Annotated in this window: 18 protein-coding genes; 3 read left to right on the top strand and 15 right to left on the bottom strand. The window is 75.3% G+C overall.

Translation table 11 applies throughout. The annotated features are described in order from the left end of the window. Window positions 1-157: 157 nt before the first annotated feature. Entirely contained in the window at window positions 158-1,348 is a 1,191-nt protein-coding gene (locus tag ACL02U_RS16105; RefSeq protein WP_412791505.1) for a trans-sulfuration enzyme family protein, read from the bottom strand. A gap of 178 nt (window positions 1,349-1,526) precedes the next feature. On the opposite strand from ACL02U_RS16105, the gene ACL02U_RS16100 reads away from it, so the two are divergent. Both ACL02U_RS16100 and ACL02U_RS16095 read left to right on the top strand, forming a co-directional pair. Next, window positions 1,527-2,006 (top strand): Lrp/AsnC family transcriptional regulator, encoded by a 480-nt coding sequence (locus tag ACL02U_RS16100; protein ID WP_412791504.1) that lies wholly within the window; start codon window positions 1,527-1,529, stop codon window positions 2,004-2,006. A 33-nt stretch (window positions 2,007-2,039) separates the two neighbouring features. Then, on the top strand, window positions 2,040-3,731 hold the full coding sequence (locus ACL02U_RS16095) for a DUF885 domain-containing protein (protein WP_412791503.1): 1,692 nt from the start codon (window positions 2,040-2,042) through the stop codon (window positions 3,729-3,731). Window positions 3,732-3,967: 236 nt separating this feature from the next. Here ACL02U_RS16095 and ACL02U_RS16090 read toward each other — a convergent pair whose 3' ends face one another. After that, a complete protein-coding gene (locus ACL02U_RS16090; RefSeq protein WP_412791516.1) occupies window positions 3,968-4,429 on the bottom strand; it encodes a rhodanese-like domain-containing protein in 462 nt (153 codons plus the stop codon). Between the two features lie 322 nt (window positions 4,430-4,751). Between ACL02U_RS16090 and ACL02U_RS16085 the strand changes: the two genes are divergently transcribed. Continuing rightward, window positions 4,752-5,198 (top strand): Lrp/AsnC family transcriptional regulator, encoded by a 447-nt coding sequence (locus tag ACL02U_RS16085; protein ID WP_412791502.1) that lies wholly within the window; start codon window positions 4,752-4,754, stop codon window positions 5,196-5,198. 21 nt (window positions 5,199-5,219) lie between these two features. On the opposite strand, the gene ACL02U_RS16080 is transcribed toward ACL02U_RS16085, so the two are convergent. From ACL02U_RS16080 to ACL02U_RS16020, 13 genes are all read right to left on the bottom strand, one after another. Next, complete coding sequence (locus tag ACL02U_RS16080) at window positions 5,220-8,213, bottom strand: AAA family ATPase (RefSeq protein ID WP_412791501.1); 2,994 nt, start codon at window positions 8,211-8,213, stop codon at window positions 5,220-5,222. A 31-nt stretch (window positions 8,214-8,244) separates the two neighbouring features. Beyond that, window positions 8,245-9,408, bottom strand: coding sequence for an exonuclease SbcCD subunit D (locus tag ACL02U_RS16075; protein WP_412791500.1), 1,164 nt, complete (start codon window positions 9,406-9,408; stop codon window positions 8,245-8,247). A gap of 182 nt (window positions 9,409-9,590) precedes the next feature. Further along, on the bottom strand, window positions 9,591-11,075 hold the full coding sequence (locus tag ACL02U_RS16070; protein WP_412791499.1) for a PHB depolymerase family esterase: 1,485 nt from the start codon (window positions 11,073-11,075) through the stop codon (window positions 9,591-9,593). 274 nt (window positions 11,076-11,349) lie between these two features. After that, a complete protein-coding gene (locus ACL02U_RS16065) occupies window positions 11,350-11,997 on the bottom strand; it encodes a 3-oxoacid CoA-transferase subunit B (protein ID WP_412791498.1) in 648 nt (215 codons plus the stop codon). A gap of 8 nt (window positions 11,998-12,005) precedes the next feature. Beyond that, complete coding sequence (locus ACL02U_RS16060; protein ID WP_412791497.1) at window positions 12,006-12,761, bottom strand: CoA transferase subunit A; 756 nt, start codon at window positions 12,759-12,761, stop codon at window positions 12,006-12,008. 276 nt (window positions 12,762-13,037) lie between these two features. Then, window positions 13,038-15,014, bottom strand: coding sequence for a helix-turn-helix domain-containing protein (locus ACL02U_RS16055; RefSeq protein ID WP_412791496.1), 1,977 nt, complete (start codon window positions 15,012-15,014; stop codon window positions 13,038-13,040). A 94-nt stretch (window positions 15,015-15,108) separates the two neighbouring features. Beyond that, entirely contained in the window at window positions 15,109-15,273 is a 165-nt protein-coding gene (locus tag ACL02U_RS16050; RefSeq protein ID WP_412791495.1) for a hypothetical protein, read from the bottom strand. Window positions 15,274-15,512: 239 nt separating this feature from the next. Then, window positions 15,513-16,307, bottom strand: coding sequence for a 3-hydroxybutyrate dehydrogenase (locus tag ACL02U_RS16045; RefSeq protein WP_412791494.1), 795 nt, complete (start codon window positions 16,305-16,307; stop codon window positions 15,513-15,515). A gap of 321 nt (window positions 16,308-16,628) precedes the next feature. Beyond that, window positions 16,629-17,786: a branched-chain amino acid ABC transporter permease gene (locus ACL02U_RS16040; protein WP_412791493.1), complete on the bottom strand. Its 1,158-nt coding sequence runs from the start codon at window positions 17,784-17,786 to the stop codon at window positions 16,629-16,631. Then, a complete protein-coding gene (locus ACL02U_RS16035; RefSeq protein ID WP_412791492.1) occupies window positions 17,783-18,649 on the bottom strand; it encodes a branched-chain amino acid ABC transporter permease in 867 nt (288 codons plus the stop codon). Before ACL02U_RS16035 ends, ACL02U_RS16040 begins: the two co-directional genes overlap by 4 nt. Beyond that, the gene (locus ACL02U_RS16030; RefSeq protein WP_412791515.1) at window positions 18,649-19,380 is read right to left on the bottom strand and encodes an ABC transporter ATP-binding protein; all 732 of its coding nucleotides are present in this window, start codon (window positions 19,378-19,380) and stop codon (window positions 18,649-18,651) included. Before ACL02U_RS16030 ends, ACL02U_RS16035 begins: the two co-directional genes overlap by 1 nt. Window positions 19,381-19,475: 95 nt before the next feature. Continuing rightward, window positions 19,476-20,318, bottom strand: coding sequence for an ABC transporter ATP-binding protein (locus ACL02U_RS16025; protein WP_412791491.1), 843 nt, complete (start codon window positions 20,316-20,318; stop codon window positions 19,476-19,478). A gap of 3 nt (window positions 20,319-20,321) precedes the next feature. Beyond that, on the bottom strand, window positions 20,322-21,587 hold the full coding sequence (locus tag ACL02U_RS16020) for a substrate-binding domain-containing protein (RefSeq protein WP_412791490.1): 1,266 nt from the start codon (window positions 21,585-21,587) through the stop codon (window positions 20,322-20,324). Between the last annotated feature and the right edge of the window lie 713 nt (window positions 21,588-22,300).

The raw sequence follows: 22,300 nt of genomic DNA, 5'->3' as shown, positions 1-22,300 counted from the left end.
CCCCCCCCCCCCCCCCCCCCCCCCCCCCCCCCCCCCCCCCTCCGGCCGCGGGCGCCCCGGACCCGGCTGCTCCCGGACTGCGGTGCGCCCGGGCGGGCCGGCCGGTCAGGGGCGACGGCCGCGCCGCAAGCGGGACACCGGGCGGGCGGGGCCGGGATCAGCCGACCGTACCGCCCGCCTCCGCCGGCACCGGGGCGGCGCCTTCGGCCTCCGCCCGTGCCAGCGCGCCGTCCAGGTCGGCCCACAGGTCGTCGACGTCCTCCAGGCCCACCGACAGCCGCAGCAGCCGGTCGCTCACGCCCGCGCCGCGGCGGTCCTCGGCATCGACGATGCGATGGCTGATCGACGCCGGGTGCTGGATCAGGCTGTCGACGCTGCCGAGGCTCACGGCCGGGGTGATCAGGCGGACGGCGGCGATCAGCGCGTGCGGATCGCCGTGCACCTCGAAGGCGATCATGGCACCGCCGATGCGAGGGTAGTGCACCCGGGCCACGCGCGGGTCCTCGGACAGCCGGCGGGCCAGTTCCGCGGCGTTGGCGGACGCCACCCGGACACGGACCGGCAGGGTGGACAGCCCCCGCAGCAGGAGGTAGCCCGCCAGCGGGTGCAGCACGCCGCCGGTGGCGAAGCGCACCTGGCGCAGCCGCCCGGCGAACTCCTCGTCGCAGGCCACCACCCCGGCCAGCACGTCGCCGTGCCCGCCCAGGTACTTGGTGGCGCTGTGCAGGACGAACCGGGCACCCTGCTCGGCGGGACGCTGCAGCACCGGTGTGGCGAAGGTGTTGTCGGCGAGCAGCGGAACGTTCCCGCAGGCGTGCGCGACGGCGCGGAGGTCGAGTTCGGCCAGGGTCGGGTTCGCCGGGGACTCGACGATCACCAGCCCGGTGTCCGGGCGCAGCGCGTCCGCGATCCCGGCGGGGTCGGTCCAGGTCACCTCGGAGCCGAGCAGCCCCGCGGTCAGCAGGTGGTCGCTGCAGCCGTACAGGGGCCGGACGGCCACCACATGGCGCAGGCCCATCGACGCCCGGGCCAGCAGCACCGCGCTGAGCGCGGCCATCCCGCTGGCGAAGGCGACGGCGGCTTCGGTGCCCTCCAGCCGGGCCAGCGCGGTCTCGAAGCGGGCCACCGTGGGGTTGCCGAGCCGCCCGTAGACCGGTGGGCCGTCCAGTTCGGCGCCGGTGGTGGCGAAGGCGTCGACGCGGGCGGCCTCACCGCGGCTGTCGTACGACGGGTAGGTGGTGGACAGGTCGATCGGCGGGGCGTGCAGGCCCTGGCGGGCGAGGTCGTCGCGGCCGGCGTGCACGGCCTCGGTGGCCAGCGCTCTGGGGGCGGTGCGGGTGGTGTCCACAGGCGTCTCCACAGACTCGTCGCGGTGTCCCCCGGTCGCGGCTGCGCCGCGGGGTGCACCCGGGGACCTCCCGGGCGCGGCGGCCGGGGTGCCGGGGCCGCGCCGGGAGCGGGTTCGTGAGCCGAAGAGTGAACACTCAACGGGCTCCCGTGGCCGAAGGCCGTGCTACGTTCGGCGAGTGGCCGAATCCGTCGTACTGGACCCGGTGGACCTGCATCTGCTGCGACTGCTGCAGAACGACGCCCGGGCGACCTACCGGGACCTCGCCGCGCAGGTCGGCGTGGCACCGTCGACCTGCCTGGACCGCGTGACGCGGCTGCGGCGCAGCGGAGTCATCCTCGGCCACCGGCTGCAACTCGACCCGGCGCGGCTGGGCCGCGGACTGCAGGCGCTGCTCCTGGTGCAGGTCCGCCCGCACCGGCGGGAGCTGGTGGGGCCGTTCGTGGAGCGGATCCGGGCGCTGCCGGAGGCGCTGACCGTCTTCCACCTGACCGGCCCGGACGACTACCTGGTGCACGTCGCGGTGGCCGACATGGCGGACCTGCAGCGGCTGGTGCTCGACGAGTTCACCTCCCGCCGGGAGGTGGCCCGGGTGGAGACCCGGCTGATCTTCCAGCAGTGGGAGTGCGGACCGCTGCTGCCGCCGCAATCCGGCTGACGCGTGCGGACCCGCCGTACGAGGATGGTCCGCATGTCAGAGATCCACAACAGCCCGCTGCCCCGCGAGGTCGCCGACGCCTACGTCGACCGGCTCATCGCCCTCGACCCGATCACAGGTACCTATCTCGGCGTTGCGGAGTGTTCCGGCCGCCTGCCCGACACCTCCCCGGGCGGCCAGGAGGCGCTCGCCGAGCTGGCACGCAACACCCTGGCCGCACTCGACCGGGCGGTGCGCCTGCCCGGCGCGGACAGCGACGTCGAGCGCCGGTGCGCGCGCCTGCTGCGTGAGCGGCTCACCGCCAAACTCGCCCTGCACGAGGCGGGCGAGGGGCTGCGCGCGGTCGGCAATCTGCACACGGTCCCGCATCGGGTGCGTGAGGTCTTCACCGTGACGCCGCAGCAGACGGCACAGGACTGGACGGCCCTCGCCGCGCGGCTGCGCGCGGTGCCGGCCGCGCTCGCGGGCTACCGCGAGTCGCTGGCGCTGGGCCTGCAGCGCAAGCTGCACGCGGCTCCCCGACCGACGGCCACCTTCCTCGACCAGCTGTCGGAGTGGGCGGACACGGGAGCGGGGCGCGGCTGGTTCGACGACTTCGCCGCCCAGGGCCCCGAGGCGCTGCGCGCCGAGCTCGACGAGGCCGCCCGGACCGCGACCGCGGCCGTCGCCGGTCTGCGGGACTGGATGCGCGACGAGTACGCGCCGGCGATCGAGGGCTCCCCCGACACGGTGGGCCGCGAGCGTTACGCGCTGCTGTCCCGCTCCTTCAACGGCACCGATCTCGACCTGGACGAGGCCTACGCCTACGGCTGGTCCGAGTACCACAGGCTGCTGGGCGAGATGAAGCAGGAGGCCGGGAAGGTCCTCCCGGGAGCCGCGACACCGTGGGTGGCGCTGGCGCACCTGGACGAGCACGGCCGGCACATCGAGGGCGTCGACGAGGTCCGCGACTGGCTCCAGGGCCTGATGGACGAGGCGATCGGGAAGCTCGACGGCACGCACTTCGACCTCGCCGAGCGGGTGCGGCGGGTGGAGTCCTGCATCGCCCCGCCCGGAGGCGCCGCCGCCCCGTACTACACGCCGCCGTCCGAGGACTTCTCCCGGCCCGGACGCACCTGGCTGCCGACCATGGGCCAGACCCGTTTCCCGGTCTACGACCTGGTGTCGACCTGGTACCACGAGGGGGTTCCGGGCCACCACCTGCAGCTCGCCCAGTGGACACACGTCGCCGCGGACCTCTCCCGCTACCAGGCCACCGTCGGCGGGGTCAGCGCCAACGCCGAGGGCTGGGCCCTGTACGCGGAGCGGCTGATGGACGAGCTGGGCTTCCTCACCGACCCCGAGCAGCGGCTGGGCTATCTGGACGCGCAGATGATGCGGGCCGTCCGGGTCGTCGTGGACATCGGCATGCACCTGGAACTCCGGATCCCGGCCGACTCGCCGTTCCATCCGGGCGAGCGGTGGACCCCGGAGCTGGCGCAGGAGTTCTTCGGGGCGCACAGCAGCCGCCCGGCCGACTTCGTGGAGAGCGAGGTGACCCGCTATCTGACGATGCCCGGCCAGGCGATCGGCTACAAGCTGGGCGAGCGGGCGTGGCTGCTCGGCCGGGAGCGGGCCCGCGCCCGGCACGGCGCCGCGTTCGACCTCAAGGCCTGGCACATGGCCGCCCTCTCGCAGGGCTCGCTGGGCCTGGACGACCTGGTGGACGAGCTGTCGGCGCTGTGAGCCGGTGACGCGGCACCGCTCCGGGAGCCGGCGGTGCGGGACGGTGCTGTGAGCCGGCCGTTGCGGGACGGATCCGGGAGCGGCCGGCGTTCCGGCCGGGCGGACCGGTCCGGCGCCACGCGCTGCCCGGGCCCGGAGCACCGTCCGCCCGGCGGCACCGGGGCGGGATCCGCGCCGGTGCCGTGAGCCGCCGCCGGCCGTCGTGCCGTGGGCGGCTGCTGGCGTCCCGGCGGGCGTCAGCAGCCGCAGTCGTCCGCGCCCAGCGGGGCGGTCAGCCCGTCGACGGACGCGCTCCGGCGGCCCTCCCGCGTGTCGTAGGCGAACCCCTCCCGCACCCAGTACTCGAATCCGCCGAGCATCTCCTTGACCCGGTAGCCGAGTTCGGCGAGCGCCAGGGCGGCGCGGGTGGCGCCGTTGCAGGCGGGCCCCCAGCAGTACGTCACCAGCGGCACGTCGCGGTCGAGGAGTCGCTCGGCCTGCTCGGCGACGAGCGCGGTGGGCAGGTGCAGGGCGCCGGGTACGTGGCCCTGGTCCCAGGCCTCGGTGGACCGCGTGTCCAGGACGACGAAGTCCGGGGCACCGTCCGCCGCGAGCGCGGCGGCCACGTCGGAGACGTCGGTGTGGAAGGCCAGGGAGGCGCGGAAATAGGCCGCCGCGTCGTGCGGCGCGGCCGGCGCGACCCGCAGGACGGGGCTCACGACGCGCCCGCGTCCCCGCGGTGCGGTCGCGGCGGCTGCCGAGGAGGCGGCAGCCGAGGGAGCGGCGTGTACCGCAAGGGCGGCCGGGACGGTGGCCGTTGGCGCCTCCGTCGCCGCGGTCGCGACGCCCGCGGCGGGGTTCCCGGTGGTGCGGGCGGTCGGGGCCGTTCCGTGGCTGGGGGTGGTGGGGTTCATCGTCCGGCCTTTCCGTGGCGGGCGGGTTTCGACAGCGGGAAATCTACGGCCGTTGATCCGTCCGCTGAAGGCTCGTTCCACGGCCCCGCTCTTGATCCGCCGGTGTTTTCCCTGCTATCCCTGGCCGATGGCCGCTTTTTCCCCTGACGCCACCGACTGGCGCATTCTCGACGCCCTGCAACGGGACGGCCGGGCCAGCTTCGCCGAGCTGGCCCGGACCGTGTCCATGTCGCCGAGCGCCGTCACCGAACGGGTGCGGCGGCTGGAGGAGGCCGGAGTCATCCGGGGGTACGCGGCGGTGCTGGATCCCGAGCGGCTCGGTCTGCCGATACTGGCGTTCGTGCGTCTGCGCTACCCGACCGGCAACTACAAGCCGTTCCACGATCTGGTCGCGGCGACACCCGAGATCCTGGAGGCGCACCACGTGACCGGCGACGACTGCTTCGTGATCAAGGTGGCCGCGCGTTCGATGCGGCACCTGGAGGAGGTGTCGGGCAGGATCGGCGCCCTGGGCTCGGTGACCACCAGCGTCGTCTACTCCTCCCCGCTGCCGCGCCGCGCGCTGGGCCGCTGACCGGGCCGCCCCGGCCCGCCCTCAGCCGGCGCCGCGCTGCCGCAGCACCGAACCGGAGCGGTCCTTGACGACCTCCAACCGTGCGTGGATTCGCCGCCGCAGGTCGGCGACGTGGCTGACGATGCCGACGCTGCGGTCGCGTTCGCGCAGCGAGTCCAGGACGTCGAGGACCTCGTCGAGGGTCTGGTCGTCGAGGCTGCCGAAGCCCTCGTCGATGAAGAGGGTGTCCAGGCGGACCCCGCCGGCCTCCCCGGTGACCACGTCGGCCAGTCCCAGGGCGAGGGCGAGCGAGGCGAAGAAGGTCTCGCCCCCGGACAGCGTCGAGGTGTCCCGTTCGCGGCCCGTCCACGCGTCGACGACGTGCAGGCCCAGGCCGCTGCGGCCGCGGCCGGAGCGGTCGTCGGAGTGGACGAGGGTGTACCGGCCGGACGACATGCGCTGCAGGCGGGCCGTGGCGGCGGCCGCCACCTGTTCCAGGCGGGCGGCCAGGACGTAGGACTCCAGGCGCATCCTGCGCTCGTTGTCCGCCGAGGTGCCGGCGGTCAGGGCGGCGAGCCGGGCCACCCGTTCGTACTCCGCGCGCAGCGGCGCCAGCCGCCGGACCGAGTCGGTCGCGCGTGCGGAGAGGCGGTCGAGTTCGGCGCGGCGGTGGTCGGCCGCGTCGCGTTCGGACGCCGCCTCGCGCAGCCGGGCGGCGGCGTCGGCGGCGGCCCGTTCGGCGGCCGGGACGTCGGCGGGCGCCTGCCGGGCGGCGGCCGCGGTGTCCGCCTCGGCGAGCACCGCGCGCACCGCGGCCTCCTCGGACTGCCAGGCGTCCAGGCGCCGCTGGAGCTCGCGGTGGCCCGCGTCGTCCAGCAGCGCGGCGGCCGCGGCCCGCGGCGTGTCGAAGCCGGCGCGGTAGGCGGCGTCGGCGAGCCGCGCGTCGGCGTCCTTCAGCCGCTGCGCGGCGTCCTCGGCCAGCCGGACGGCCTCGGCGGCCTCGGTGAGTCGGGACGCCTGCGCCCGGAGCCGCTCGGCGCGCTCGGCCACGGAACCCGAGTCGCCCCGCGCCTCGGCCAGTTCCCGCTCCAGTGCGGCCCGCTCCCGGTCGAGCGTGTCGCGGCGGGCCGTGCGGGAGGCGGCGCCGAGTTCGGCCCGCTGCCGGTCGGCGACGCGCTGCTCGTGCTCCTGCTCGGCTCGGCGCAGTTCCTCCCGGACGGCGTGCAGGGCGGAGGCGTCCCGGCGGGTCCGCGCGTACTGCCGCTCCAGTTCGTCCGCCTCGGCGGCCAGCCTGTCGGCCGGCGCGTCCCCCGCCTCGGCGGTGGCGGCGGCAAGTGCCTCCCGCACGGCGGCGAGACGCTGCTCCTCCTCGGCGTGCCGGGCCTCGGCGTCCTGGTGGGCGGCGAGGGCGCGTTCCTCGGTCTCCCGGCCGACGTGCCCGGCGTCCTTCCGGGCGGGGTCGGGGTGGGCGGTGGCACCGCAGACGGCGCAGGGCTCGCCGTCCACCAGGTGGGCCGCCAGTTCGGCCGCGATGCCGTGCAGGCGCTGCTCCTTCACGTCGAGCCAGTGCGCCTTGGCGGCCAGCGTGCGCTCGTGCGCGAGCCGGACCCGTACGGCCGCCTCGTCGGCGTCCCCGGCCAGCGTGTCGCGCAGCCGTGCGGCGCGCAGGCGCTGCTGCGCGGGCTCCCGCCGCACCGCGAGCTGCTCGGCGCGGGTCGCTGCCTCCTGTGCCCGGTCCGCACGGGCCCGCAGGTCGGCGCGGGTCTCCTCCCAGCCGGCGAGCCACTCGACGGCCTCGGCGCGGGCCTCGGTGTCGGCGCGTTCCCTGCGGTCCAGGTCCGCCCGCTCGGCGCGGAGGGCGGACAGCCGCTGCTCGGCGCGGCGGGCGGAGTCCAGGCCGCCCAGTTCCCCGGTGGCGCGGCGGGCGGCCGCGGCGAGGACGGCCGCGCCGGCGTCGGCGTACTCGGTGGGCAGTGCGGCACGTGCGCGAGTCTCGGCCTCGGCCGCCCGAAGGTGCTCGGCGCCGGCGGCCTCGCGGAGTTCCAGCGCGGGTTCCACGGCCTCCGCCTTGCGGGCACGGTCCCTGCGGGCCTGCGTCGCACGGTGTGTCTCAGCGCGCTCCTCGAGGCGCTCGGCGCTTTCCCGCGCCTCGGCCGCCCGCCGCTGCAGCCGGGCCAGCTCGCGGGCGGCGGACAGGGCGTGGCCGGCGGCGGCGTGCGCGGACTCGGCGGCGTCGAGCCGGCAGCCGGCGACGGTGAGCCGCTCGCGGGCCGCCGCCCGGGCCACGGCGGCCGCGACCAGTACGGTCCCGGCGAGGCCGGGCTCACCGGGGGACAGCTCGGGCAGCTCCATGGCCGTGCCCGCGGCCTGCTGCATGCGGTGGGCGTCGGCCAGCAGGGCGGCGTCGCCCTCGCGGACCCGGGCCTCGGTGGCGCGGCGGCGCTCGGCGAGCCGCTTCTCCACCTCGGCGAACCGCTCGGTGGCGAAGAGGCGGCCCAGGAGCCGGCTGCGGGCCTCCGCGTCGGCGCGCAGGAAGCGCGCGAAGTCGCCCTGGGGCAGCAGGACGACCTGGCAGAACTGCTCCCGGCTCATGCCGAGGAGCCGGGTGATCTCCTCGCCGATCTCCTGGTGCGAGCGGCTGAGGTCCTTCCAGGTGCCGGCCGTCGCGTCGAGGGCGCGCAGCCAAGACTGCGCCTTCTCGACGGTGGTGCCGGTGCCGCGCCGCTTCGGGCGCTCCCAGGGCGGCTGCCGGGTGACCTCCAGCCGGCGTCCGGCGACGGTGAAGTCGAGGGTGACCCGGGTGCGGGTGCCGGCGTCGGCGTGGTCGCTGCGCAGGGCCGTGCCCTGGCCGCTCTGTCGGGCGCCGGGCACGGCCCCGTACAGCGCGTAGCAGACGGCGTCGAGGACGGAGGTCTTGCCGGCGCCGGTGGGCCCGTGCAGCAGGAACAGTCCGGCTGCGGACAGCGCGTCGAAGTCGACCGTCTGCGTGCCGCCGAACGGGCCGAACGCGGTGATGTCGAGCCGGTGGAGCCTCATCGGGCCGCCCCCTCGTGCGGCGTACCGCGGTTCACCGGCCGGACTCCGCCGCCGCCCGGTCCGCGCGTGCCGCGTCGAACGCCTCCCGCAGCACCGCCCGTTCCCGCGGGTCGGGTCCCGCGCCGCGTACGTGGGCCACGAAGTCCTCGGCGATCTGCTGGTCGGTGCGGCCCGCGAGGCGCCGGGCGTAGGTCAGGTCCGGCTCGCCGGGCGCGCGGTGCGGGTCGAAGACCAGGCTGAGCGTGTGCGGGAAGCGCGCGCTGAGCCGCGCCATGGGTTCGGGCGGCCGGACCGGGTCGGTGAGCGTGGCCTCCACCCATGCCTCCTTGTGCCGGTCCAGCGCCGGGTCGGTGAGCAGGTCCTGGAGCGTGCCCCGGATGCGGGCGAGCGGGCGGGGCACCGGGCAGTCGACGCGTTCGGCGGTCACCGTGCCGGCGGCGTCGAGGTCGATCAGCCACATGCTCTTGCGGTGGTCCGCCTCGGAGAAGGAGTACGGCAGCGGGGAGCCGGAGTAGCGGACGCGGTCGGTGAGGGTCTGGCAGCCGTGCAGATGGCCCAGGGCGGCGTAGTCGACGCCGGAGAAGACCTCGGCGGGCACGGCGGCCACTCCTCCGACGGTGATGTCGCGCTCGCTGTCGCTGGCCTGTGCGCCGGTGACGAAGGCGTGTGCCAGGACCACGGAACGGGTGCCGGCCGGGCGGGCGGCGAGGTCGGCCCGGACCCGGTCCATGGCGGCGGCCAGAACGGTCTCGTGGCCGGCCCTGGCCACCCCGAACTCCTCCCTGACCAGGGCCGGTTCGAGGTAGGGCAGTCCGTAGAAGGCGACGTCGCCGAAGGCGTCGGGCAGCACCACGGGCGTCCCGCAGCCGGCCGGGTCGGTCCGGAGGTGGATGCCCGCGCGCCCGATCAGCCCGGCCCCGACGCCGAGCCTGCGGGCCGAGTCGTGGTTCCCGGAGATCATCACCGTGGGCACCCCGAGGTCGGCCAGGCGGTGCAGTGCGCCGTCGAACAGCTCCACCGCGGCCAGCGGGGGCACCGCCCGGTCGTAGACGTCTCCCGAGACCACCACGGCGTCGACGCCGCGTTCACGCACCGTCGCCACCAGGTGGCGGACGAAGGCGGCCTGGGCGTCGAGCAGGGCGACCCGGTGGAGCGACCGGCCGAGATGCCAGTCGGACGTGTGCAGGATCCTCAACGCGCGGCTCCGACCTGCATGTGCTCCCCCTCCTGCGCTTCCGGCTGCGGCACCGCCCGGCACGCCGGCGACGGCGTCCCCCACCGTAGCGCCTGCACCGCCGCGCGGGGTGCCGGGCCCGGTGCGCCCCGCCCCGCCGCGCCGGACGGCGGGGCGGGGCGGGGTCGGTCGCGGACGCGGGGTCAGCAGCCGCTGTCGGCGATCACGTAGTAGCCGGCGGAGGTCTCCTTGAGCGTGTGGGTCACGAACAGGTTGTACAGGCCCATGTTCTGGTCGGAGCCGTTGGCGTAGGTGTAGCCGCCGCTGGTGTGGGCCCGGCCGTCCACCACCTGCTGGTAGTTGTTCGCGGTGAAGCACTGGGCGACGTAGCCGGTGGTGGTGGCGGTGACCGCGGAGGAGCGGGTGCCGGGCGTACCGGAGTCGTCGACGGCCGCCACGGAGTAGTCGTAGGAGGTGGCGGAGGTGAGACCGGAGTCGGTGTAGCCGGTCGACGAGGTGGAGCCGACCTTGGTGCCGTCGCGGTAGACGTCGTACGAGGCCGCGCCGCTCACCGCGGTCCAGCCGAGCGTGGCGGTGTTGTCGGTGGTGCCGGTGACGGTCAGGCCGGTGGGCGCGGGGAGGGTGGAGGTGCCGCCGCCGGTGCCGCCGCCGGTGCCGTCGAGCCCCCAGAACGCGGCCGTGTAGGACGAGGAGCAGATGTAGTCGAGGAAGTAGGCGCCGGTGGAGCCGCACTGCCCGCTGCCGGAGCCCGGGTCGACGGCGAGTCCGTGGCCCATGCCGGAGATGGAGTACAGCTCCACGGCGGGAGTGCCGTCGGGTCCGTCGTAGACGCTCAGCGTGGTGCCGCCGGGCAGGCTCTGCGTGTCGGACGCGGTCTGGCCGATGCCCCGGACGTCGGTCCACTGGTCGCGCAGTTCGTCGCCGTTGACGGGGCTGACGGTGTAGTCGGCGGTGCCCTGCCAGATCGCGACCCGCGGCCAGGGGCCGTCGTAGCCGGGGTAGGAGTTGCGGACCTTGTCGCCCCACTGCTGCGGCGTCAGGCCGAGGCCCGAGGAGTTGTACTGGCAGGCGTTGGTGCCGTTGGAGGAGGTGGCGCACTGGGCGGGCAGGCCGGAGTCGATCGCGCCGCCGGCGAACACGTCCGGGTAGTCGGCCAGCAGGTTGGCCGCCTGGGCGCCGCCCGCGGACAGTCCGGTGACGTAGATCCGGCCGGTGTCGCTGCCGTACTGGGCGACGGCCTTGTCGACCATCTGCTTGACCGACAGCGCCTCGCCGTGGCCCCGGGTGTCCTGGGAGGTGTCGTACCAGCGGAAGCAGGACAGCGACTGGTTGGAGCTGCTGGTCTGCGGATAGACGACGGCGAAGCCGTACTGGTCGGCGAGCTGGGCCCAGCCGGAGTGGGTGTGGTAGTCGGAGGCGGTCTGCGTGCAGCCGTGCAGGGCGACCACGAGCGGGCGGCCGGTGGCCAGGCCGTCGGGCGCGTACTCGTACATGGAGAGGTTGCCCGGGTTGGAGCCGAAGGAGGTCACCTGGGTGAGGGAGGCGGCGGAGGCGGGCTGCGCGGCGGTGGTGAGCAGTCCCGCGGCGAGGGCGAGGGCGCCGACCGCGGCGGACAGCAGGCGGCGTGGGCCGCGGCGTGCGCGGGCGGCTCTGGACGGACGTGCCATGAGGTCTCCTGGGGGTGGGGTGGGGAGACCCGCGGGGCCGGCCGGGGGCGCGTGCCGTCCCGTGGCACGGCCTTCCCCGGCACGGCCGGCGGGCTGTGACGTGCATCATGGAGCCGGGCCCGGTCCGGGGTTAATGGACGGGGCGACCATCCTTGCCGATGCCGTCATGTGGGTGCCCGCCATGGGGAGTTCGGCACGCCGCAGGCGAGCGCGACGGGCCCGGCTCCGGCGGAGTGGGGGCCGTCGCGCTCGCCTGCGGTCGCAGTGCCCGAGGTCAGGCGGTGAGGCGGTCGGGGACCAGCAGTTCCGCCCCGGTGGCCTCGCGCACCTCCTGCGGGTCGACACCGGGTGCCGTCTCGACCAGTTCCATCCCCCGGTCGGTGATGTCGACGACCGCGAGGTCGGTGATGACGCGGTCGACGACGCCGCGTCCGGTGGCGGGCAGCGTCAGTTCCTCGACCAGTTTGGGGCTTCCGTCGCGGGCGGTGTGCTCCATGACGACGATCACCTTGCGGGCGCCGTGCACCAGGTCCATGGCGCCGCCCATGCCCTTGACCATCTTGCCGGGGATGCTCCAGTTGGCGAGGTCTCCCGCGGCGGACACCTGCATGGCGCCCAGCACGGAGACGTCGATGCGTCCGGAGCGGATCATGCCGAAGGAGGCGGCGGAGTCGAAGTACGCGCCGCCGCTCGCGAGGGTGACGGTCTCCTTGCCGGCGTTGATCAGGTCGGGGTGCTCGGCGCCGTCCTGCGGGTAGGGGCCGACGCCGAGGATGCCGTTCTCGGAGTGCAGGACGACGTGCACGCCCGGCGGGAGGTGGTTGGGGATGAGGGTCGGCAGGCCGATGCCGAGGTTGACGTACTGGCCGTCGCTCAGTTCGAGCGCGGCGCGGGCGGCGAGTCGGTCGCGGGTCAGGGGCATGGCGGTCCTCAGGCGGTGGCGGGCTGGACGGTGCGGCGCTCGATGCGCTTGTCGGACGGGTCGGCCGCGACGATCCGGTCGACGTGGATGCCTGGCAGGTGGACGGCGTCGGGGTTCAGCTCGCCGGGCTCCACGATGCGGTCGGCCTCGACCAGCGTGACCCGGCCGGCCATCGCGCACAGGGGGTTGAAGTTGCGGGCCGCGGCCCGGAAGACGCAGTTGCCGTGCCGGTCGGCGACGTCGGCGCGGATCAGGGCGAAGTCGGCGGTGATCGCCTCCTCCAGGAGGTAGCGGCGCCCGCCGAAGGTGCGGACCTCCTTGGCCGGGGAGGCCGCGGCGACCGTGCCGTCGGCGGCGTAGCGCCAGGGCAGGCCGCCCTCCTCGACCTGGGTGCCGATGCCGGCCGGGGTGTAGAAGGCGGGGATGCCGGCGCCGCCGGCGCGCAGCCGTTCGGCGAGGGTGCCCTGCGGGGTGAGTTCGACTTCCAGTTCGCCGCTGAGGTACTGGCGGGCGAACTCCTTGTTCTCGCCGACGTACGAGGAGGTCATGCGGGAGATGCGGCCGGCGCGCAGCAGCAGGCCGAGCCCCCAGTCGTCGAGTCCGCAGTTGTTCGAGACGACCGACAGCCGTCCGGCGCCCTTCGCGGCGAGCGCCCCGATCAGCGTGCTGGGGATGCCGCACACCCCGAAGCCGCCGACGGCCAGGGTCGCGCCGTCCGGGATGTCCCCGACGGCGCGGGCGGCCGATTCCACCACCTTGTCCATGTGTGTCTGCTCGCCTTCCGCGTGGATGAGTTCAGCGGCCGGGCCTTGGTACGGCACCGGACGGCCTCCACCCTCCCGGCGGCCGTCCCGGGCGTCGATGTGGGTCGGCCACACATCTCCGGTCGGAAGGGGGCGGCCGACGCCATACCAGGCGGCGGAGGGTGCGTGCCGGGCGGCGGGGGTGCGACCCGGCGGCGGCTCGGGGTGCGTATGCGTACCGGGCCGGGCGCCGGTGCGGTACCGCCGTGGGCGGTCGGGGCGCGCGGAGGGGTGCGGTCAGCGACCGGCGGCCGGCGTCGCCGGGTCCGTGCCGCTTCGGCGGCCGGGTCGGTCCGGGCCGTCCAGCAGGTGCAGGCGGAGGGCGAGTTGGAGTTCCAGGGCGTGCCGCGGCTCGTTCCATCCGGGGCCCAGCAGCGCCTGGATGCGGTCCAGCCGCTGCACCACCGTGTTCACGTGGATGTGCAGCGCCTCCTTGGCCCGGGTGAGGCTCTGGCCGCCGTCGAAGTAGGCCTCCAGGGTGCGGACCAGCTCGGTGCCGCGGCGTGCGTCGTAGTCGAGCAGCGGACCGAGGCTGGCGGTGACGAAACCGGACACGTCGTGGTCGTCGCCCAGCAGCACGCCGAGGAAGCCGAGGTCGGCGGCGCAGGCGCCGCGGCCGGTGCGCCGCAGCACCAGCAGGGCTCTCAGGCAGCGTGCGGCCTCGGCGTGGGCGGCGGCGAGCGCGACCGGTCCGGCGGCGGGTCCCGCGGCGGCGACGGTCACCGGCAAACCCGCGCAGTGGGTCAGTTGCTCGGCCGCCCGCCGCGCGGCCGCACCCGGGTCCGCGCCGTCCCCGGGGCCGAGCAGGACGACCGCGCCGTCGTGCGCGGCGGTGATGCCCCCGCCGGTGAAGAGGTACTGGCGGGCGCAGGTGAGGAGGCGTTCCTGGGTGGTGTCCGCGCTGTGCGCGACCAGTACGAGCTGGGGCTCGTCCAGCTCGATGCCGAGGCGGCGGGCCCGCGCGGTGAGCGAGGCCGGGTCCCGGCCGGGCTGGTTGAGCAGATCGGTGAGCAGTTCACCGCGGACGCGGTTCTCCGTCTCGGTGACGGAGCGGCGCAGCAGGAGCAGCAGCGCGGCGACCACGGAGGAGCGTTCGAAGAGGCGCCGGTCGGCGTCACCGAGGTCGGGACGGTGCAGGACGAGGCTGCCCAGGGGTTCCCGGCCGGCCAGGATGGCGCAGATCCAGCGGTCTCCGTCGCGCACCGCACGGCCCTTGTCGACGGACTCCGCCGCCGCGCGGAGCAGCACGGCGGGGTCCGTGCCGCCGGGCGCCGCCGGGCCCGGCACGGTCAGGTCCCGGCCGTCGGTGTCGTGGACGCTGACCGGGCCGGAGAGCAGTTCGGCGACCGCCGCGGCCACGTCCGGCAGGGCCCCGCCGCGCAGCACGAGGTCGGTGAGGCGGTCGTGGGCCTCCTCGGCTCGCTGGACGGCGGCGGCGTGGGCCTGGATGACGGCGTTGGCCTCGGCCAGCCCGGCCAGGGCGGTCCGGGTGTCCTCCAGGGCGCGGGCGGTGTCGATCGCGATGGCGGCATGGGCGGCGAGCGAGCACAGCAGCGCCACCTCGTCGCTGGAGAAGGTGCGTGCGGAGCGGTCCGCGGCGAAGAGGACGCCGACGACCTTGCCGCCCGCGCCTCCGGTGGAGCCGAGCAGCAGCGGTACGCCGAGGATGGCGGCCAGGCCCTCGTCGAGGACTCCCGCGTCGACGGTCCGGGTGTGCCGGAACCGCTCGTCGGTGCGGTAGTCGTGGGTGACGTACGGGCGGGCGGTCTGGGCGACCAGGCCGCCCAGACCCTCGCCGAGCCCGAGGCGCAGTGTCTGGAAGACCTGGGACACCGAACCGTCGGTGACGCGCATGTAGGTGTCGCCGGCGTCCTCGTCGGGCAGCGTGAGGTAGGCGGTGTCGGTGCCCAGCAGCATCCGGGCGCGGCGCACGATGGACTGCAGTACCGCGTCCAGGTCGCGCAGCCCCGCCAGGTCGCCGGCCGTGTCGAACAGGGCGCTCAGTTCCCGCTCGCGGCGGCGGTGCTGGCGCAGGGTGCGCCGGATCCGCATCGCGGTGGCGGTGGCCCGCTCCAGTTCCGCGAGCTCGTCGGAGTGGGCGCCGTCGGCCCGGGCGCGGGCCGTGAGCGCGCCGAACTCCTCGGCCGGGCCGTCCTCGGCGAGCAGGTCGAGCAGCCGGCGCAGGTACGGGGCCGTGGGGTCTGGCTGGGTCATGGGTCCGTCCAGGCCGGGAAGCGGAGGCAGGGCGACGTCCGTACCGGGCCCGGCCGGCACCCCCGTACGGACGCCCGAAGGGAGGGCCGGTGCGCTACGCCGGCGCCTCGTCCGGTTCTGCCGGCGCCGCCCGGCCGGCACCGGCGCGGGCCCCGGCGCGGGCCTCGCCGCCGGCGTCCGCGCCGGGGGCGACGCCGGTGAGGGCAGGCCGGCTGCCTGCGGGAGGGGCGTCGTTCACGGCGCGGTGCGCGTCGGCCATGGTCACCACTTCCGGCGGAGGAGGATCAAGGGCCGGAACCGGCCCGGGGTTGCGCAGTCACACCGTAGGAACATGCCGGAGCGCCGAGACATGTGGTGTACCGCCACAGTTGGCGGGCGTGGTGTGTGGGTCCGTGCCATTGGTCGCGGAGGAGCCCGGGCGCGGTGCGGGTGAGGGGGGCGATGGGTGCGGGGTGCAGGGTGCGGTGAGAGGGCGTGCCGGTGGGGGCGGCGCGGGGGTCAGTGGGCGGTCCAGCCGCCGTCCAGCGGCAGCGAGACGCCCGTGACGTAGCCGGTGTGCGGACCGCAGAGGTACAGGGCGGCCTCGGCGACCTCCTCCGGTTCGATCAGCCGCTTGACGGCGGTGCGGTCGAGCATGATCTTCGTGACCACGTCCTCGGCCGGGATGCCGTGGGCGGCGGCCTGGGAGGCCACCTGGTGCTCCACCAGGGGGGTGCGGACGTAGCCGGGGTTGATGCAGTTGCTGGTCACTCCGTGCGGGGCGCCCTCCAGCGCGGCGACCTTGCTGAACCCCTCCAGGGCGTGCTTGGCCGCCACGTAGGCGGCCTTGAAGGGGCTCGCCCGCAGGCCGTGGACGGAGGAGATGTTGACGATCCGCCCCCAGCCGCCCCCGTACATGTGCGGCAGGCTGCGGCGCACGATCCGGAACGGCGCCTCGACCATCACCCGCTGGATCAGTGCGAAGCGCTCCACCGGGAAGTCGTGGATCGGTGCGACGTGCTGGATTCCGGCGTTGTTCACCACGATGTCGGCGTCGTCCGGCAGCGCGTCCACGGCCGCCGGGTCGGACAGGTCGACCACGTGGGCGGTGCCGCCGACCTCCTCGGCGGCCTCCTTGGCCGCCTCGGCCGCCCGGTCGACGACGTGGACGTGGGCGCCGGCCCGCGCGAGGGCCACCGCGCAGGCCCGGCCGATCCCGCTCGCCGCCCCGGTCACCAGGGCCTTTCGCCCGGCCAGGTAGCGGCCGGTGGGCATGGCGGCGGCAGTGCCGCCCGTCTGCTCTGGGGTTTCCATGACCGTCACGCTAGGAACGACGGGCGCTCGGGCACACGTGGCCCGCCACCACAGTTGCGGCGGAGGCCGTGGGAACGTCCACCACACCGGCGGGCGGCAGCGAGGTGCGGGTGGGGGGCGACGGTACGGGCGGTGCGGGCGCCTGCTGCCGTTCGCGGGCCAACGCCGACGTGCGGGCCGACACCCGCGTGCCGGCCCGCTCCGGCGTGCGGGCCGGCGCGGGAAGGCCCGCGGGTGTCGGCCCGCACGCAGCCCTCGGCCCCGGCAGCGGGGATGCCTGCGCTGCCGGGGCGTGGGGGCCGTCTCACACGGTGCGCCGCCTCAGACGGCGCTGCCCTCCCGGGCTCCCGGGGCCTCGGTGGCCCCCGGGGCGGCCCCGGACGCGGGCCCGGAGCCGGCGGGCGCGGCCGCGGAGCCCGCGGTCCGTCCGGGCACCGCACGGGATCCGGTCCCCGCGGCGCGGCGGCCGGCACGGATCCGGGCGGGCAGCCCGGCGAGGCCGCCGGGCAGCAGGTAGACCACGGCCACGAAGAGGGCCCCGAGCAGGAACAGCGGCTGGGACAGCGGTACCCGCAGCACCGCGGGCAGGCCCGCGACGGTCTCCGAGTTGGCCAGGTCGCCGAGCCGGTGGTCCGCCCAGGTGTACAGCACCCCGCCGAGCAGCGGACCCCAGCGGCTGCCGGAGCCGCCGAGCACCACCATCACCAGCAGTGCCAGGGTGGCGTCGGAGGAGGCGGCCTGCGGTGTGGCACCGCCGGTGAGCAGCAGGTAGACCACGCCTCCGGCGCCGGCGAGGCCGCCCGCGACCACGAAGGCGACCAGCTTGAACCCGTAGGGGCGCAGGCCGAGCACCTCCACCCGGCGCTCGTTCTCCCGGATCCCGGCCCACACCCGTCCCAGGGGCGAGGACACGGTCCAGTGCACCACGCCGAGCGTGAGGACCAGGTAGGCGAGGGCGATCCAGTAGAGGGTGGCGGTGTTCTGGATGCCGACCAGCCCGTCCGGCAGCAGGTCGGCCGGGACGGCCCGCCCCTCCTCACCACCGGTGAGGCCGCCCGGATCGCGCGAGACGAGGATCGCCCCGGCCTGCGCGAAGGCCAGCGTCACCATGGAGAAGCCGATACCGGACACGCGCAGCCCGACCGCGCCCAGCAGCACCGCGAGCAGCAGCGTGCAGCCGACGCCGACCAGTGCCGCGGCCGCGAAGGGGAGCCTCCACTCCAGCATGGCCAGGTCGGTGACGTACAGGCCGGCGGCGAAGTAGAGCGCGTGGCCGAAGGAGAGCAGCCCGGTGCGGCCGAGCAGCAGGTCGTACCCGGTGGCGAGGGCGCCGTAGAGCAGGCACAGGCCGAGGAGTTGGAGGGTGCCGGGGCTCCCCAGCGGACCGTCCAGCAGCCCGGGCACCGGCACGGCGCTGAACGGGACGAGAACCAGTACGACCAGCAGGGCGGCCGGCCACCAGCGTCCGAGGAGCGTCATGCGAGCCTCCCGGTCAGTCCGCCGGGCCGTACCAGGAGCAGTACGGCGAGCAGCACGACGACCGACAGGTCGCCGAGGCCGGCGGCGGTGTAGTAGTTGGCGAACTGCTGGACGAGGCCGACGCCGGCGGAGGCGGTGGCGGCGCCGGTGACCGAGCCCATCCCGCCCATGACGACCACCACGAACGCGAAGATCAGCAGGCCGGTGCCCTGACCCGGGTTGACCGAGCCGAAGTACAGCCCGGCGAGCGCGCCGCCGAGCGCGGCGGCGGCCCCGCCGATCGCGAACACCAGCGTGAACGCCCTGCGTACGTCGATTCCGAGGGCGGTGACCATCGCCCGGTCCTCGACCCCCGCCCGAACGATCAGGCCGTACCGGGTGCGGGACAGGAACAGCCGCAGCGCGACCAGCACCAGGACCGCGGCGCCCATCAGCACGAACCGGTTGACCGGGACGACCGCGCCGAGGACGTGCACGGTTCCGGACAGCGCGGACGGCTGCGGGAACGGCCGGGCGTCGGCGCCCCAGACGCCCATCAGCAGCGCCGGGACGGCGAGACCGACGCCGACGGTGGCCAGGATCTGGTCGCGCGGCCGGCTGTACAGCGGCCGGATCAGCACCAGTTCCAGCAGGACGGAGGCAAGGGTGCCGACTCCGGTGCCGAAGGCCACGGCGGCGAGGAAGCCCGTACCGCCTTCGGCGGCGGCCCACCAAGCGGCGTAGGCGCCGACCGAGAGGAGCGCCCCGTGCGCGAAGTTGAGGACGTCCATCAGGCCGAAGATCAGCGACAGGCCCGAGGCGACGAGGAAGTACAGCGCGCCCAGTCCGAGACCGGTGCACATCAGGAGGATGACGGTGTCCATCAGCGGTTCCCCTCCGGGGCCGGCGGTGCGGTCCGGGCGGGCGGCGGGGTGCGGTGGCTGCCCACTCCGAGCAGCCGCCGGGCCGCCTCGTCGTCGGCGAGCAGTTCCGCGGTGGCTCCCTGGTGGACGGTGTGCCCGTCGGCCAGCACGGCGCAGGTTCCGGCGACGCGCCGCACCAGGGCGAGGTTCTGCTCGACGAGCAGCACGGGCACGCTGCGGGCCACCCGGTCGAACACGTCGGCGACCTCGGTGACGATCCTGGGTGCCAGGCCCTTGGTGGGCTCGTCGGCGATGATCAGTCTGTTGCCGTTGAGCAGGGTCCGGGCGATGGCCACCATCTGCTGCTGGCCACCGGACAGGGTTCCGGCCAACTGCCTTTCTCGTTTCTTCAGTTCGGGGAAGAGTTCGTGCACCAGCGGATAGGCGGGCCGTGCGTCCCGCTCCGCCAGCCGCAGGTTCTCGGCCACGGTGAGCTGGGCGAAGATGCCCCGGTCCTCGGGGATGTAGCCGATGCCGCGCCGCACCACCTGATGGGTCGGCAGCCGGGAGAGGTCCTCCCCTTCGAGCCGGATCCCGCCGGTGCGCGGGACCAGCCCCATCACGGCCCGGACCGTGGTGGTCTTGCCCGCCCCGTTGCGGCCGAGCAGTGCGGTCACCCCGGCCGGGGCCACCTCCAGGTCCACCCCGTGCAGGATGTGCAGCCCGTCGATCACGACCCGCAGGTCGCGCACGGTGAGCAGGGGCCGGGAGGCGGCGGACGGCGGTCCGCCCGCCGCGGTGTGCGCGGAGGGTGCGGAGGCGCCGGGCGGCGCCGGGTTCGGCCCGGTCACAGCGCCTCCCCGAGGTAGGCCTCCTGCACGGTGGCGTCGGCCATCACCGCCGCCGGGGTGTCGAGCGCCAGCAGCGTTCCGTGGTGCATCACGGCGAGGCGGTCGGCCAGTTGCAGCAGGACGTCCATGTGGTGCTCCACCATCAGTACGGTGCGGCCCAGGTCGCGGTGGACGGACCGGATCAGCTCGGTCAGCGCCGGTACCTCCTCGGCGCTGACCCCGGCCATCGGCTCGTCCAGCAGGATGACCCGGGGATCGCCGACGAGCAGCACGGCGAGTTCGAGCTTGCGCTTCTCGCCGTGGGACAGCGCCGCGGCGGGCGTCTCCGCCCGGTCGGCGAGTTCGGTGCGCTCCAGGGTGTCGGCCACCTGCCGCGCGTAGCGGTCGGCGCGACGCCACAGCCGGTAGGAGGCGCGCGGTCCGGCGGCGGCCTGCGCGGCCAGCCGCACGTGCTCGGCCACCGTCATCCCCGGCCACAGGGAGGAGGTCTGGAAGGTCCGGCCGAGGCCTCTGCGGGCGCGGGTGTGCACTCCGGCGACGGTGATGTCGGCGCCGTCGAGCTCGACGGTGCCCGCGGTGGCCGGACGGATCCCGGAGACCAGGTTGAACAGGGAGGTCTTGCCTGCCCCGTTGGGGCCGATGAAGGCGACGAACTCTCCCTCGTCGACGCTCAACGACACGTCCTGCACGATCGGCACGCCGCGGACCGACCAGCCGAGGTCGCGCAGCCGCAGGACCGGGGCGGCGGCGACCGCCGCCCCGGTTCCGGCGCCGCGCTCCGCCTCGGTCCGGCGGCTGTCCCGGGACACCGGGCCGGATGCGGATGCGGGGTTCGCCATGGGTCAGCCCGCCATCGGGGCCACCGGCGGGGCGACCTCGTCGGCGGGGAGGGTCTGCACCACGGCGGGCTTCGGGGACTTGTCGCTGCCGGTCAGCTTCACCTGGAACATGGGCTGGAGCAGTGCGTGGTCCTCGGCGCGGACGGTGAGCCTGCCCTTCACCCCGTCGAAGCTCCAGCCCTCCAGGGCCTTCACCATGGCGGAGGTGTCGTCCGCGCCCTTGGCGGTCTGCACGGCGTGCACGATCATCTGCGCGGCGGTGAACCCGTCCGGGGTGAAGATGTCCGGCGTGCTGCCGGCCTTCTGCACGGCGTCGGTCATGGCGCGCTCGACGTCGGTCTGCGCGGCGCCGTCGAAGTAGTGGTTCAGGAAGGAGATCCTGGTGGCCGCCGGGCCGAACAGCGGGTACGAGGCCGCCAGGTCGAGGCCGGTCACCACCTTGGTCGAGGAGAAGACGTCCTGCTGGGTGAGCGAGGTCCACAGGGCGGAGGCGGTGTCCCCCGCCCAGGCCACGAACAGCAGGTCGGGCTTGGAGGACTTGGCCTGCTTGGCGAACGGCGTGAGGTCGGTCGCGCTCGGCGGGGCGAGCACCGACTTCACCGTCGCGCCCTCCTTCCCGAGCACCGCCTTGACGGCCGCCACGTTCGCCTGGCCGAAGGCGCTGTCCTGGGCCAGTACCGTGACCTTGCTGCCGTTCGCGTCGCGCCCGATGAACGCGGCCGCGGTGCGGATGTCCTGGTACGACTGGCGGCCGGAGCGGAAGGTGTACCTGTTCAGGCCGGTGATCTTGTCGGCGGCGGCCGGCCCGCTGATGAACAGCACCTTGTTCTGGGCGGCGACCGGGGCCACCTGGAGGGCCACACCGGAGGAGGTCGAGCCGGCGAGGATCGTGCAGCCCTTGCCGATGAGGTCCTTCGCCTCCGACACGGCCTTCGCCGGGTCGCCCGCGTCGTCCTGCACGGACAGCTCGACACGGTGCCCGTCGACCTTCCCGGTGCCCTTGGTCGCGTAGTCGAGGCCGGCCCGGAACCCCTCGATGTACTGCTTGCCGTACGCCGCGAGCGGCCCGGTCTTGGAGTAGACGAGACCGACCTTCACCGGGGCGTCGCCCCCGGACCCGTCGCTCGCCGTGCCGGCGGTGCCGGCCTTGCTGCAGCCGACGGCGAGCAGCCCGCAGGCCACGACGGCGGCCAGCTGGCGGCGCACCCGCCCTGATCGGGTGGCGGCGCGGGCCGTCCGTCTGTTCTCAGTGTCCGAACGGGGCGTCATGGTCGGCTCCTGGGTGTCGCTGGACTTCGGGAATCGCCACCGGGCACCGTGGCGCGGCTCGGCGATTGCGGGAACCGTAGGGCCGGGGAAGCGGTCGGCGACATGTGACGGTCGGAGACATCGCGGGCCCGACTTGTGTGGGCGGACACCACATCCCGGAGGCGGCGCGTCCGGCCGGCCGGGCTTCCCGGGGCGGCGCGGTGCGCGGCCCCGGGTGCGTTCCGGACGGCAGGTGCCGGGGGCGGGGCGGCAGCGCCGCCGGGTGGGAGTGGCCGCCCCGGTCACGACGGACCGCACACGCCCGCGGCAGAGGGGCGGACCGGGCGTCCGGCTCCCGCGGCCGCGGCGGTGCGGCGGTGCGGCGGTGCGGCAGTGCGGCAGTGCGGCAGTGCGGCAGTGCGGCAGTGCGGCAGTGCGGCAGCGGGGTGGTGCCCACCGCCACACCGGCGGGGGGAGGCATGGGTGTACGGCCCATGGTCCGCGAGGGGTGCGGACTGTACAGTCGCCGCACGTCCGTCGCGGTGCCGTTGCCGCGCCTGCGCGCACCGAGTGGTACGGGCGCGACGCGGAAACCGGTGGCACCGCGGCGGGGCAGGCACCACGGCGCGACCGGCGGACCCGGTACCGACGGGCCCGGTACCGACGGGCCCGGTACCGACGGGCCCGGTACCGACGGGCCCGGTGCCGAGGCGGGACCACCGCGACCGCGGCAG

It is taken from the genome of Streptomyces sp. MS06 (assembly GCF_047200655.1).
Taxonomy (GTDB): Bacteria; Actinomycetota; Actinomycetes; order Streptomycetales; family Streptomycetaceae; genus Streptomyces.
The sequence above is the reverse complement of the archived record's forward strand: the minus strand, read 5'-3'. Positions and strand labels throughout refer to the sequence as shown.

Bases quoted from the DNA above. Each gene is read 5' to 3' on its own strand.
- ACL02U_RS16040 (WP_412791493.1), bottom strand. From the start codon at position 17,786: ATGACGCTCCTCGGACGCTGGTGGCCGGCCGCCCTGCTGGTCGTACTG.
- ACL02U_RS16080 (WP_412791501.1), bottom strand. From the start codon at position 8,213: ATGAGGCTCCACCGGCTCGACATCACCGCGTTCGGCCCGTTCGGCGGC.
- ACL02U_RS16025 (WP_412791491.1), bottom strand. From the start codon at position 20,318: ATGGCGAACCCCGCATCCGCATCCGGCCCGGTGTCCCGGGACAGCCGC.
- ACL02U_RS16035 (WP_412791492.1), bottom strand. From the start codon at position 18,649: ATGGACACCGTCATCCTCCTGATGTGCACCGGTCTCGGACTGGGCGCG.
- ACL02U_RS16045 (WP_412791494.1), bottom strand. From the start codon at position 16,307: ATGGAAACCCCAGAGCAGACGGGCGGCACTGCCGCCGCCATGCCCACC.
- ACL02U_RS16065 (WP_412791498.1), bottom strand. From the start codon at position 11,997: ATGCCCCTGACCCGCGACCGACTCGCCGCCCGCGCCGCGCTCGAACTG.
- ACL02U_RS16020 (WP_412791490.1), bottom strand. From the start codon at position 21,587: ATGACGCCCCGTTCGGACACTGAGAACAGACGGACGGCCCGCGCCGCC.
- ACL02U_RS16055 (WP_412791496.1), bottom strand. From the start codon at position 15,014: ATGACCCAGCCAGACCCCACGGCCCCGTACCTGCGCCGGCTGCTCGAC.
- ACL02U_RS16095 (WP_412791503.1), top strand. From the start codon at position 2,040: ATGTCAGAGATCCACAACAGCCCGCTGCCCCGCGAGGTCGCCGACGCC.
- ACL02U_RS16050 (WP_412791495.1), bottom strand. From the start codon at position 15,273: ATGGCCGACGCGCACCGCGCCGTGAACGACGCCCCTCCCGCAGGCAGC.
- ACL02U_RS16070 (WP_412791499.1), bottom strand. From the start codon at position 11,075: ATGGCACGTCCGTCCAGAGCCGCCCGCGCACGCCGCGGCCCACGCCGC.
- ACL02U_RS16060 (WP_412791497.1), bottom strand. From the start codon at position 12,761: ATGGACAAGGTGGTGGAATCGGCCGCCCGCGCCGTCGGGGACATCCCG.
- ACL02U_RS16085 (WP_412791502.1), top strand. From the start codon at position 4,752: ATGGCCGCTTTTTCCCCTGACGCCACCGACTGGCGCATTCTCGACGCC.